Origin of the sequence: Paraburkholderia steynii (genome assembly GCF_900100565.1) — a bacterium.
Taxonomy (GTDB): Bacteria; Pseudomonadota; Gammaproteobacteria; order Burkholderiales; family Burkholderiaceae; genus Paraburkholderia; species Paraburkholderia terrae.
In genome coordinates this window covers 121,296-134,487 of the sequence record NZ_FNDI01000006.1, presented here as the reverse complement: position 1 = coordinate 134,487, position 13,192 = coordinate 121,296, and the positions used below count along the sequence as shown (strand labels likewise).

Genomic DNA, 13,192 nt, shown 5'->3' with positions numbered 1-13,192 from the left:
CGTTTATTCGGATCGCAATCGGGTGTGCGTGTGCTTGCTTTGCTGTGAGCTCAGTTGGCCGCGTGGGCCGCCGAGGCCGACGAAGCGGGCGCATCCGTCGGCACGATGAGGCCCGTCTGCGTCGCGTCGAAACCGCCGCCGAGCGCTTTGATCAGCGCGATCTGCAGATCGCGGCGGCGCATCTTCAGGTTCGTCACGGTCTGTTCGGCGGAAAGGCGGTTCTGGTCGGCCGTCAACACCTGCAACTGCGGCGAGAGCCCGGCCTTATAGCGGATCACGGCGAGGTCGTACGCTTTCGTCGATGCGTCGAGTGCGCGCTGCGCGTCGCCTTGCTGGTGATCCAGCGAGCGGATCGACGAAATCTGCGTGGCGACGTCCGACAGCGCGTTGATGAGCGTCTGGTTGTAGTTCGCGATGTCGAGGTCGAAGTCGGCGTAGCGGCCCTTCAGTTGCGAGCGCAGCGCGCCGGCGTCGAAGATGGGCAGATGGATTGCTGGGCCGAACTGGATCTGGCGGCTCGACGAGGTCAGAAATTTGCCCCAGCCGAACGCATCGAAACCGAAGCCGGCAGCCAGGTTCACGTCCGGGAAGAACTCGGCCTTCGCTTCCTTCACGTCGTGCATCGCGGCCTCGACCTGCCAGCGCGCCGCGACGATGTCCGGGCGGCGCGAGATGAGATCGGCGGGCACGTTGTCGGGCAGCGTGACGGCGCCGCCCGGGTTGAACGTTGGCTTGGCGATCTGGAGGCCGCGGTCCGGCCCTTTGCCGAGCAGCGCACCGAGTTCGTAGCGCGTGGTCGTGATCTGGCCGTCGAGTTCCGTCAGGTTCGACTGGCTCGTCGCGATGTTGCCATTGGCCGTCTGACGCTCGACGTTCGTGTCGAGGCCGGCTTTCACGCGGTCGTTCGCGATGACGCCGATCGTCTGACGATTCTTGATCTCGCGCTCGGCGATGTCGCGCAGCGCATACAACTGCGCGAGCGAGTTATACGTGCGCGCAACCGACGCGGCGAGCGTCACGCGCGCCTGCTGCATGTCCGCTTCGGCTGCCTTTTCCTGCGACACGGCCTGGCCGAGCCGCTGACGGTTCTTACCCCACAGGTCGAGATCCCAGGAAGCGCTGGCGAGCACGTTGTTTTCGCTGTACCAGGTCCCACCGTAGGGCGGCGGGAACAGCGCATTGGCGGAATACAGCTCGCGGGTCCACGAATAGCTGCCTTCGACCTTCGGATAAAGCGCCGACTTCGACGATTCGATATAGGACGAAGCCTTCGCGATGCGCGCCTGCGCCTGCGCGATCGACGGATTGCCTTCGAGCGCTTCCGCGATCAGCTTCGGCAGCTGCGGGTCGCCGAACTGGCCGGCCCAATCGAGCGTCGGCCACTGGCCGCCTTCGGCGGGCAGGCTTTGCGACGCTTCGAACTGCGAGGTCGACGCAATCTTGTTGTCGTTCTTCAGATCGAAATAGTTCGCGCAGCCGGCGAGGGCAAACGCCGCCACGACCGCGGCGACGGCCGCACGTCCCGACGAAGCGGGCGCGGGCCTGGAAAGGAATCTCATCGCTCGACTCTTTGCGTGTAATGGCATTTTTCTATAATGGACGATGCAACTAATTTCTTACGATTTGTTATCGGTATTGCTTGCCGAGTCACGGGTTTCGCTGAACACTTCGCAGCTGTTCGCCAGCACGCGTCTCAGAAGGCTTTTGAGGAATCCCGTTTCCTCAGGCGAAAAGCCAGATAGCAGCTTCTCGGTCACGCTCGTGAAGACAGCCGGCATGCGCGCGGCGATCGCGTGACCTTCGGCCGTCAGCGCAAGGCGCACCGCGCGCCGGTCTTCAGCGCTGCGCACCCGCGTCAGCAGGCCGCGTTTTTCGAGGCGATCGATCAGCCGCGTGACGGCGCTGGCGTCGATGCCGTATTCCCGCGCGAGTTCGGCGGCGAGCACGCATTTGCCGCTGGCAACCATGAACAGCACGCTGGCCTGCTGGCTGGTGATGCCGAGTTCGGCCATCGTGCGCTGCGTCACGAGGTTCGACATGGTCGACTTCACGCGGGAAATCAGATAGCCGACGCTCTCGCCCAACTGGTATTCGCTGACCTCGGGCGATGGCGTGTGGGACGGTTCGGTCATGATTCTCGTGCGAATGCAATGGTTGACTATGCAGGATTGTAGTGACGAATAATTGACGCGGCAAGCGTTATTACAGCTTAGGCAAGGATCTTTCTCGCGTCATAGGAGAGTGCGCGGCGGCTGCGCGCGGCGTGTTGCGTGTCGCTTTATTGAGACTGTGGAGTCCGGTATCAGGGAATACCAGAAAAGCTTCACTCGTCCGTGCTATACTTATTGGTTCCCAAAAGTGCGCTTTGGGCTTGGCGAAGGTGGCTGGGCAGGTGGCGCACTCCACTCGTATCCCAGCGTCTCCAGGTTCCTATGTCCCGCGCTCTTCGCAACATCGCCATCATCGCTCACGTCGACCACGGCAAAACCACGCTCGTCGACCAGCTGCTCCGCCAATCCGGCACCTTCCGCGAAAACCAGCAAATCGCTGAACGCGTGATGGATTCGAACGACATCGAAAAAGAGCGTGGCATCACCATTCTCGCCAAGAACTGCGCCGTCGAATACGAAGGCACGCACATCAACATCGTCGACACCCCGGGTCACGCCGACTTCGGCGGTGAAGTGGAGCGCGTGCTGTCGATGGTCGATTCCGTGCTGCTGCTCGTCGACGCCGTCGAAGGCCCGATGCCGCAAACCCGCTTCGTGACGAAAAAGGCGCTCGCGCTGGGTCTGAAGCCGATCGTCGTGATCAACAAGATCGACCGTCCGGGCGCGCGTATCGACTGGGTGATCAACCAGACGTTCGACCTGTTCGACAAGCTCGGCGCATCCGAAGACCAGCTTGACTTCCCGATCGTCTACGCGTCGGGCCTGAACGGTTATGCCGACCTGGACCCGAGCGTGCGCGAAGGCACGATGCGTCCGCTGTTCGAAGCGATTCTCGAACACGTGCCGGTTCGCCCGGCTGATCCGGACGGTCCCCTGCAACTGCAGATCACGTCGCTGGATTACTCGACGTATGTCGGCCGTATCGGCGTTGGCCGCATCACGCGTGGCCGTATCAAGCCGGGTCAGCAGGTCGTGATCCGCTTCGGTCCGGAAGGCGAAATCCTGAACCGCAAGATCAACCAGGTGCTGTCGTTCGAAGGCCTCGAGCGCGTGCAGGTCGCTGAAGCCGAAGCCGGCGACATCGTGCTGATCAACGGTATCGAAGAAGTGGGTATCGGCGCGACGATCTGCGCGCCGGAAGCGCCCGAAGCGCTGCCGATGATCACCGTCGACGAACCCACGCTGACGATGAACTTCCTCGTGAATTCGTCGCCGCTCGCAGGCAAGGAAGGCAAGTTCGTCACGAGCCGCCAGATCCGCGACCGTCTGATGAAGGAACTGAACCACAACGTCGCGCTGCGCGTGAAAGACACCGGCGACGAAACCGTGTTCGAAGTGTCGGGCCGTGGCGAGCTGCACCTGACCATCCTGATCGAAAACATGCGCCGCGAAGGCTACGAGATGGCCGTGTCGCGTCCGCGCGTGGTGCTGCATGAAGTCGACGGCGTGAAGCACGAGCCGTACGAACTGCTGACGGTCGACCTCGAAGACTCGCACCAGGGCGGCGTGATGGAAGAGCTGGGCCGCCGTAAGGGCGAAATGCTCGACATGGCGTCGGACGGCCGTGGCCGTACGCGCCTCGAGTACCGCATTCCGGCGCGTGGCCTGATCGGTTTCCAGGGCGAATTCCTGACGCTTACGCGCGGCACGGGCCTGATGAGCCACGTGTTCGACGAATACGCGCCCGTCAAGGACGGCTCGCTCGGCGAGCGCCGCAACGGCGTGCTGATCTCGCAGGACGACGGCGCTGCTGTCGCTTACGCGCTGTGGAAGCTGCAGGATCGCGGCCGCATGTTCGTGAAGCCGGGCGACGCGCTGTACGAAGGCATGATCATCGGCATTCACAGCCGTGACAATGACCTCGTCGTGAACCCGATCAAGGGCAAGCAGCTGACCAACGTGCGTGCGTCGGGTACTGACGAAGCCGTGCGCCTCGTGCCGGCGATCCAGATGTCGCTGGAATACGCGGTCGAATTCATCGACGAAGACGAACTCGTTGAAGTGACGCCGCAAAGCATCCGTCTGCGCAAGCGCCATCTGAAGGAACACGAGCGCCGCCGCGCAAGCCGCGAAGCAGCCGTCGACTGATCGCGCGAAGCCTCGCGAAAGTCTCAGCAAAAAGCCGCCCTCGGGCGGCTTTTTGCATTGGCGTTGCGCGTTTCGCTGCAGAGCTTCCTATAAGCGCCTAAAGTATTCTTCTGCAGTGCCGCAAACACTGTTACGCAAGCATAAAACTTGCCGCAAAGCCCCGTAGCACGGGCTTTCCAGTTGAGACCTGTCCTATGTCAACTATGGGTTATGTGCTATGCTCCCGCGAGTGCAAGTTTAGGTCCTTCCAAGCAAGACTTGATTCGCGCAATCCGCTAAACGGTCAGGCCGTGTCGCGGAAGGTTCAGTAACCCGCTATTTCTCGAGAAGCTCGAAGAAAGGTGAGCGTAAAATGATGAAGCAATTCCAGTCGAACTCGTATCTGTTCGGCGGCAATGCTCCGTACGTAGAAGAGTTGTACGAAGCATATCTCGACAATCCCGCGTCAGTGCCCGAGACCTGGCGCAACTATTTCGACGCTCTGCAGAACGTTCCTGCATCGGATGGCACCAGTGCCAACGACGTGGCCCATGGCCCGATCGTCGAATCATTTGCTCAGCGCGCAAAGGCGAATGCCTTCCTGCCGCGCACGGGTGGTGAGGATCTCACCACCGCGCGTAAGCAAGTCTATGTGCAGTCCCTCATTGGCGCATATCGCTTCCTCGGCTCGCAGTGGGCTAACCTCGATCCGCTGAAGCGCCGCGAACGTCCGAACATTCCCGAGCTTGAACCTGCGTTCTACGACTTCACCGAAGCCGACATGGACCAGACGTTCAACACGAACAACCTGTACTTCGGTTTCGAGCAGGCTTCGCTGCGGGACATCGTCAAGGCGTTGCGCGACACGTACTGCGGCACGATCGGCGCCGAGTACATGTACCTGAGCGACCCGGAACAGAAGCGCTGGTGGAAGGAACGTCTCGAATCGATCCGCTCCACGCCGAACTTCACGGCTGACAAGAAAAAGCACATCCTGAACCGTCTGACGGCAGCAGAAGGCCTCGAGCGCTTCCTGCACACGAAGTACGTCGGTCAGAAGCGCTTCTCGCTGGAAGGCGGCGAAAGCTTCATCGCGTCGATGGACGAAGTCGTGCATCACGCAGGCAAGAGCGGCGTGCAGGAAATCGTCATCGGCATGGCGCACCGCGGCCGTCTGAACGTGCTGGTCAACACGCTGGGCAAGATGCCCGCTGACCTGTTCGCCGAATTCGAAGGCAAGCACGTCGACGATCTGCCCGCAGGCGATGTGAAGTACCACAAGGGCTTCTCGTCGGACGTCGCAACGGAAGGCGGCCCGGTTCACCTGTCGCTCGCGTTCAACCCGTCGCACCTCGAAATCGTCAACCCGGTGGTCGAAGGCTCGGCGAAGGCCCGTATGGACCGTCGCGGCGACGAGAACGGCCTGCAAGTGCTGCCCGTGCAGATCCACGGCGATGCCGCCTTCGCAGGTCAGGGCGTCGTGATGGAAACGCTGAACCTCGCGCAAACGCGCGGTTACGGCACGCACGGCACGCTGCACATCGTCATCAACAACCAGATCGGCTTCACCACGTCCGACCCGCGCGACGCACGCTCGACTTTGTACTGCTCGGACGTCGTCAAGATGATCGAAGCGCCCGTGCTGCACGTGAACGGCGACGATCCCGAAGCGGTCGTGCTGGCCACGCAGCTGGCCATCGACTTCCGGATGCAGTTCCACAAGGATGTCGTGATCGACATCATCTGCTTCCGCAAGCTGGGTCACAACGAGCAGGACACGCCCGCCGTCACGCAGCCGCTGATGTACAAGACGATCGCCAAGCATCCCGGCACCCGCGCGCTGTACGCGGAAAAGCTGGTGCAGCAAGGCGTCATCACCGCCGATCAGGGCGATGAATTCATCAAGGCATTCCGCAAGGCGATGGACGAAGGCCACCACACGGTCGACCCGGTCCTGTCGAACTACAAGAGCAAGTACGCCGTCGACTGGGTTCCGTTCCTGAACCGCAAGTGGACGGACGCAGCGGACACCGCCGTGCCGCTCGCCGAACTCAAGCGTCTCGCCGAGCGCATCACGACGATCCCCGAAGGCTTCAAGGTTCACCCGCTCGTCGAGCGCGTGATCAACGACCGCCGTGCAATGGGCCGTGGCGAAGCGCAACTCGACTGGGGCATGGGCGAGCATCTGGCATTCGCGTCGCTGGTCGCATCGGGCTATGCCGTGCGCCTGACGGGTCAGGACTCGGGCCGTGGCACGTTCACGCACCGTCACGCGGTGCTGCACGACCAGAACCGCGAACGCTGGAACGACGGCACGTACGTGCCGCTGCAGAACATCGCCGAAGGTCAGGCGAAGTTCACGGTGATCGACTCGGTGCTGTCCGAGGAAGCCGTGCTCGGCTTCGAATACGGCTACTCGACGGCTGAGCCGAACACGTTCGTCGCGTGGGAAGCGCAGTTCGGCGACTTCGTGAACGGCGCGCAGGTCGTGATCGACCAGTTCATCTCGTCGGGCGAAGTGAAGTGGGGCCGCGTGTCGGGCCTGACGATGCTGCTGCCGCACGGCTACGAAGGCCAGGGTCCGGAGCACTCGTCGGCGCGTATCGAACGCTTCCTGCAACTGTGCGCAGATCACAACATGCAGGTCGTTCAACCGACCACGCCGGCACAGGTTTTCCACCTGCTGCGCCGCCAGATGATCCGTCTGTTCCGCAAGCCGCTCGTCGTCTTCACGCCGAAGTCGCTGCTGCGTCACAAGGAAGCCGTGTCGGATCTGTCGGAACTCGCGAAGGGCTCGTTCCAGCCGGTTCTCAGCGAAACGGACGATTCGATCGACGCCAAGAAGGTCAAGCGCGTGCTGGTCTGCTCGGGCCGCGTGTACTACGACCTGCTCGCGCATCGCCGCGAAGCGAAGGCACAAGACGTCGCGATCGTGCGTATCGAACAGCTCTATCCGTTCGCGCACAAGCAGTTCGAATCCGAACTGAAGAAGTACGACAACGCAACCGAAGTGGTGTGGGTGCAGGACGAGCCGCAGAATCAGGGCCCGTGGTTCTACATCGAACATCACCTGCGCGAAGGCATGAAGGAAGGACAGAAGCTGGCATACAGCGGCCGTCCCGCTTCGGCTTCGCCCGCTGTCGGCTACTACGCGAAGCACTACGAGCAGCAGAAGGCGCTGATCGAAGGCGCGTTTGGCCGTCTGAAAGGCGCGTCCATCGTTAAATAACCACAGAGAGCGAACCGGGAAAGCGCTGAGCGCTTTCCCGCCCCGCGTCGGAAACATCCCATGTAAGCGCGTCTCTACGCGCAAATATCGGACGCGGCTCGCACAAGGTTCGTTGTCATCCGATACGTATTCAGAGAAATCAAATGGCTATTGTTGAAGTCAAGGTCCCCCAGCTGTCCGAGTCGGTCTCGGAAGCCACGATGCTGCAGTGGAAGAAGAAGCCGGGCGAAGCTGTCGCCCAGGACGAAATCCTGATCGAAATCGAAACCGACAAGGTCGTGCTCGAAGTGCCGGCTCCGTCGGCAGGCGTGCTCGCGCAAGTCATCAAGAACGACGGCGATATCGTGGTCGCCGACGAAGTGATCGCGAAGATCGACACGGAAGGCAAGGCGGGCGAAGCGGCTGTCGAAGCCGAAGTCAAGCCGGCTCCGCAAGCTGAGCCGGCAGCCGCGGCTGCACCGGCACAGGCTGCCGCTGTGGCAGGCGCAAGCACCACGGCATCGCCGGCTGCGACGAAGATTCTGGCCGAGAAGGGCGTTGCTGCGGGCGACGTCGCCGGCACGGGCCGCGATGGCCGCATCACGAAGCAGGACGCCGTCGCCGCAGGCGCACCGGCTGCCAAGGCTGCGCCGGCACCGGCAGCAGCGCCCGCTCGCGCTGCCAAGCCGGCCCTGCCGCAAGTGGGCGCGCCGGCATCGGCCGACCAGTGGCTTAAGGACCGTCCGGAACAGCGCGTGCCGATGTCGCGTCTGCGCGCGCGTATCGCCGAGCGTCTGCTCGAGTCGCAGCAAACCAACGCCATCCTCACGACGTTCAACGAAGTGAACATGGCTCCCGTCATGGACCTGCGCAACAAGTACAAGGACAGGTTCGAGAAGGAACATGGCGTGAAGCTCGGCTTCATGTCGTTCTTCGTGAAGGCGGCTGTCCACGCGCTGAAGAAGTTCCCGCTGGTGAACGCGTCGATCGACGGTAACGACATCGTCTATCACGGCTACTTCGACATCGGTATCGCTGTTGGCTCGCCGCGTGGCCTCGTGGTGCCGATCCTGCGCAACGCAGACCAGATGAGCCTTGCGGACATCGAGAAGAAGATCGCCGAATTCGGCCAGAAGGCGAAGGACGGCAAGCTGTCGATCGAAGAAATGACGGGCGGTACGTTCTCGATCTCGAACGGCGGCGTGTTCGGCTCGATGCTGTCGACCCCCATCATCAACCCGCCGCAATCGGCGATCCTCGGCGTTCACGCGACGAAGGAACGCGCAGTGGTCGAAAACGGCCAGATCGTGATCCGCCCGATGAACTATCTGGCGCTGTCGTACGACCACCGTATCATCGACGGCCGCGAAGCCGTGCTGTCGCTGGTCGCGATGAAGGACGCGCTGGAAGATCCGGCGCGTCTGCTGCTCGACCTGTAATGCAGGATGCGCGGCGGCCGCGCGGCTTGAAGTCGTGCGCCGCCGTCGCCATATCTGCATCAGGTGTCTCTCGCATTTCCGCAGTATCTGAAGCCACGCGCGCCGCGAAGCGCGGCCGCGTCGGTTAGCCAAAAAGGATAGTCATGTCCAAAGAATTTGACGTCGTCGTGATCGGTGCCGGTCCCGGCGGCTACATCGCGGCCATTCGCGCTGCGCAACTCGGCAAGACGGTTGCCTGTATCGAAAAGTGGAAGAACCCGGCCGGCGCCCTGAAGCTGGGCGGCACGTGCCTGAACGTGGGCTGCATTCCGTCGAAGGCGTTGCTGGCTTCGTCGGAAGAGTTCGAAAACGCGTCGCATCACCTCGCGGACCACGGTATCAGCGTGGAGAACGTGAAGGTTGATATCGCGAAGATGCTGGCCCGCAAGGAAGGCATCGTCGAAAAAATGACGAAGGGCATCGAGTTCCTGTTCCGCAAGAACAAGATCACGTGGCTCAAGGGTCATGGCAAGTTCACGGGCAAGACGGACGCCGGTGTGCAGATCGAAGTGTCGGGCGAAGGCGAAACGGAAGTGGTCACGGCGAAGAACGTGATCATCGCGACGGGCTCGAAGGCGCGTCACCTGCCGAACGTCCCCGTCGACAACAAGATCGTCGCGGATAACGAAGGCGCGCTGTCGTTCACCGAAGTGCCGAAGAAGCTCGCCGTGATCGGCGCGGGCGTGATCGGCCTCGAACTGGGCTCGGTGTGGCGCCGCCTGGGCTCGGAAGTCACCGTGCTCGAAGCGCTGCCCGAATTCCTCGGCGCCGCCGACCAGGCGCTCGCGAAGGAAGCTGCGAAGCAGTTCAAGAAGCAGGGCCTCGATATTCACGTCGGCGTGAAGGTCGGTGAAGTGAAGGCAAGCGACAACAGCGTGTCGATCTCGTACACGGACAAGGACGGCAACGCGAAGACGCTCGACGCGGACCGCCTGATCGTGTCGATCGGCCGCGTGCCGAACACCGACAACCTCGGCCTCGAAGCGATCGGCCTGAAGGCGAACGAGCGCGGCTTCATCGACGTCGACGACCACTGCGCGACGTCGGTACCGAACGTGTACGCAATCGGCGACGTGGTGCGCGGCCCGATGCTCGCGCACAAGGCGGAAGACGAAGGCGTGCTGGTTGCTGAAATCATCGACGGCCAGAAGCCGCACATCGACTACAACTGCGTGCCGTGGGTCATCTACACGGAACCGGAAATCGCGTGGGTCGGCAAGACGGAGCAGCAACTCAAGGCTGAAGGCCGCGAAGTCAAGACGGGCCAGTTCCCGTTCATGGCGAACGGTCGCGCGCTCGGCATCAACAAGGCGGATGGTTTCGTCAAGATGATCGCCGACGCGAAGACGGACGAACTGCTCGGCGTACACATCATCTCGGCGAATGCGTCGGATCTGATCGCTGAAGCGGTTGTCGCGATGGAGTTCAAGGCTGCGTCGGAAGACATCGGCCGTATCTGCCATCCGCACCCGTCGCTGTCTGAAGTGATGCGTGAAGCGGCGCTCGCCGTCGACAAGCGCGCGCTGAACATGTAAGACGCATCTGCCCGGTTCTGAATTGCGCTGAACATGGGCTGAAAGCGAAACACGACGAAGGCGGGTGGGTTGAATCCCTCCCGCCTTCTTCATTGCTGTCTCACACAATGAACGTCACCGAATACTACGAACAGGAATTGCAGACCCGGGGATACGAGTCTGATCCGGCCCAACGCGCGGCCGTCGATCGTCTGCAACAGTGCTATGAAGAGTGGGCTGCGTATAAGGCACGTCGTCCGAACGCCTTTATGAAGCTGATCATGCACCCTGATCTGCCGAAGGGTGTCTATATGTGGGGTGGCGTAGGGCGCGGAAAGAGCTTCCTGATGGACAGCTTTTACGCAGTCGTGCCGCTCGTGCGTAAGACGCGTCTGCATTTTCACGAGTTCATGCGAGAAGTGCATCGCGAGCTCGAAGAACTGAAAGGGCAGGCCGATCCGCTCGACGAACTCGCGCGGCGCATCGCGAAGCGTTATCGGCTGATCTGCTTCGACGAATTCCACGTATCGGATATCGCGGACGCGATGATCCTGTACCGGCTGCTGGATCGTCTGTTCACGAACGGCGTGCAGTTCGTGATGACGTCCAACTACGATCCCGATCTGCTTTATCCCGATGGTTTGCATCGCGACCGTCTGCTGCCAGCTATCGAACTGATCAAGAGCAAGCTCGACGTGATCAACGTCGATGCTGGCGTTGATTACCGGCGGCGCACGCTGTCGCAGGTCGAGGTGTATCACACGCCGCTCGGCGCCGCCTCCGATAAAGCCCTGCGCGACGCATTCGGCAAGCTCGCCGCCGTGCCCGACGAAAGCCCGCTGCTGCGTATCGAGAAGCGCGAGCTGAAGGCGCTGCGCCGCGCGGACGGCGTCGTCTGGTTTGATTTCGCGACGCTGTGTGGCGGCCCGCGCTCGCAAAACGACTACCTCGAACTGGCGAGCCGCTTCCACGCGGTGATACTGTCCGGCATTCCGCAGATGACGCCTCGTATGCAGTCCGAAGCGCGTCGTTTCACGTGGCTGATCGACGTGTTCTACGATCACAAGGTCAAGCTGCTGATGTCGGCCGCCGTGCCGCCCGAAGAACTCTACACAGAAGGGCCGATGGCCAACGAGTTCACGCGCACGGTTTCGCGTATCGTCGAGATGCAGTCGCAGGAATATCTGGATACGCCGCGACGAATCGTCGATACATCGCTAACCTAATCAAATTCCCGCCTGCGGCCGCCCCGTTTGGGATAGCGCGATACGCGCGGAACCATGCTGCAGCGGCCGGCGGTGTATTTTCAAGATTCGGATTGGTCTGATATTCGGTAGTGGGGCGACTCTATATCGTCGAAATACTCTTGACGAATGGAGATCCCATGACCCCCTATCGCGATATTAGTGATGAAGAATGGCAGCGCATCGCGCCGCTGCTACCGGAACTGCGACCGCGTTCCGAACTGCGCGGCCGGCCGCTTGCCAACACCCGCTCCGTGCTCAACGGCGTGCTCTGGGTGATCTACAGCGGCGCTACCTGGTCCGCCATGCCGCGCAAATACCCGTCATATCAAACCTGTCACCGCCGTTTCAAGGCGTGGCATCAGGCTGGTGTATTGCAACGTGTGATGGACCAGTTGTTCGGCGACGCAAGTGGCGAATTGTGCAACACGATGGAGTCCCGCATGCGCACCCACGCGCCGAACGTGTCCGCAGGCGCGAACGATGCCGCGCAGCCGCCCGTGCCCGCCACGCCGCTGTTCACGCCGCCGTCTGTCGTGCCCGCGGCGCCGCTGGTGTTCGACTACACCAGTCCTTTCAAGAACGCGGCATGACGGATCGAACGAATTGAGCGCACGCGACAACAAAAAGCCGGTCTGGCGACACTAAACGCCAGACCGGCTTTTTTACGTCCTGCTGCGGCGCTCGCCGAAAAGCGAGCACCGCGCGACAACCTCAGTTCTGGCGAACCCACGTCTGCGAACGCCCCAGCAGCGATACGCCAATGTACCCGCGCACCACCAGCTTCTGTCCGCCGTCTTCGACGTGCATCTTGCATTTGTAGAGCTTGCCGTTCTCCGGGTCGAGAATCTGCCCGCCGTCCCAGCCTTCGCCGTCCTTTTTCATATCGTCGATGATCGTCATGCCGAGAATCGGCTGATCTTTGCGCGCGTCCGTGCAGGCGGTGCAGCGGCGATCTGGCTGATCGTTCGGGCCGAGCCCTTTGATGACCTTGCCGCTCAGCCTGCCGTTCCCGTCCTGCGTGATCTGCACGAGTGCTTTGGGCTGGCCCGTATGATCGTCGATGGTTTGCCATGTTCCGACAGGCGTGTCGGATTGTGCGAATGCCGTGACGGCGCCCGCGAGCAGCGCGCCGGCCACGACAGCCTGCTTCAACATAGTGCCGAGCGCAAAGCGCGGGCGCCGGGTGAGTGATGTCATTGTCGTCCTCCTTGTTGAAAATCGTCGCGATGAATGTCGCGCGGCGCCGTGTGAGTGCTGATGCGAGGCGGCGCCATACCTGTCTTTCGATGCATGGGAGAGGGCAGAATACGTGAAAGTATTCGCCCCGTTTGATAGTGAATGCTCTAATTGGTGCATGTTCTGGTAACGACGCATGAGTCAGTTCAACTGATACGAAGGCAAGCCGGAGTTGTCCTTCGGATTGCCGCGATAGTGCGACGCGTCGATCTTCGCGCTCATGCCTTCACTGCCGATGGGCAGCGCGCCATGCGCCGCGAGATAGGTGACG

9 protein-coding genes are annotated in these 13,192 nt (G+C 61.7%); 6 read left to right on the top strand and 3 right to left on the bottom strand.

The genetic code is table 11. The features are described 5' to 3' along the window. Positions 1-50: 50 nt before the first annotated feature. A complete protein-coding gene (locus BLT65_RS13255) occupies positions 51-1,559 on the bottom strand; it encodes an efflux transporter outer membrane subunit (RefSeq protein ID WP_091778316.1) in 1,509 nt (502 codons plus the stop codon). A 57-nt stretch (positions 1,560-1,616) separates the two neighbouring features. Then, entirely contained in the window at positions 1,617-2,132 is a 516-nt protein-coding gene (locus BLT65_RS13250) for a MarR family winged helix-turn-helix transcriptional regulator (protein ID WP_007587418.1), read from the bottom strand. Between the two features lie 300 nt (positions 2,133-2,432). Between BLT65_RS13250 and typA the strand changes: the two genes are divergently transcribed. From typA to BLT65_RS13220, 6 genes are all read left to right on the top strand, one after another. Then, positions 2,433-4,259, top strand: a complete 1,827-nt coding sequence (gene typA, locus BLT65_RS13245; RefSeq protein WP_042315030.1) for a translational GTPase TypA — start codon at positions 2,433-2,435, stop codon at positions 4,257-4,259. Positions 4,260-4,611: 352 nt separating this feature from the next. Continuing rightward, positions 4,612-7,467: a 2-oxoglutarate dehydrogenase E1 component gene (locus BLT65_RS13240; RefSeq protein ID WP_042315028.1), complete on the top strand. Its 2,856-nt coding sequence runs from the start codon at positions 4,612-4,614 to the stop codon at positions 7,465-7,467. Positions 7,468-7,610: 143 nt separating this feature from the next. Next, positions 7,611-8,885: a 2-oxoglutarate dehydrogenase complex dihydrolipoyllysine-residue succinyltransferase gene (gene odhB / locus BLT65_RS13235; RefSeq protein WP_042315026.1), complete on the top strand. Its 1,275-nt coding sequence runs from the start codon at positions 7,611-7,613 to the stop codon at positions 8,883-8,885. A gap of 143 nt (positions 8,886-9,028) precedes the next feature. Continuing rightward, positions 9,029-10,459, top strand: coding sequence for a dihydrolipoyl dehydrogenase (gene lpdA, locus BLT65_RS13230; protein ID WP_091778314.1), 1,431 nt, complete (start codon positions 9,029-9,031; stop codon positions 10,457-10,459). 107 nt (positions 10,460-10,566) lie between these two features. Beyond that, the gene (zapE, locus tag BLT65_RS13225) at positions 10,567-11,664 is read left to right on the top strand and encodes a cell division protein ZapE (protein ID WP_042315024.1); all 1,098 of its coding nucleotides are present in this window, start codon (positions 10,567-10,569) and stop codon (positions 11,662-11,664) included. Positions 11,665-11,822: 158 nt separating this feature from the next. Continuing rightward, the gene (locus BLT65_RS13220) at positions 11,823-12,275 is read left to right on the top strand and encodes a transposase (RefSeq protein ID WP_091778312.1); all 453 of its coding nucleotides are present in this window, start codon (positions 11,823-11,825) and stop codon (positions 12,273-12,275) included. Positions 12,276-12,396: 121 nt separating this feature from the next. Here BLT65_RS13220 and BLT65_RS13215 read toward each other — a convergent pair whose 3' ends face one another. Then, positions 12,397-12,882, bottom strand: coding sequence for a DUF2147 domain-containing protein (locus BLT65_RS13215; protein WP_091778310.1), 486 nt, complete (start codon positions 12,880-12,882; stop codon positions 12,397-12,399). Positions 12,883-13,192 lie beyond the last annotated feature (310 nt).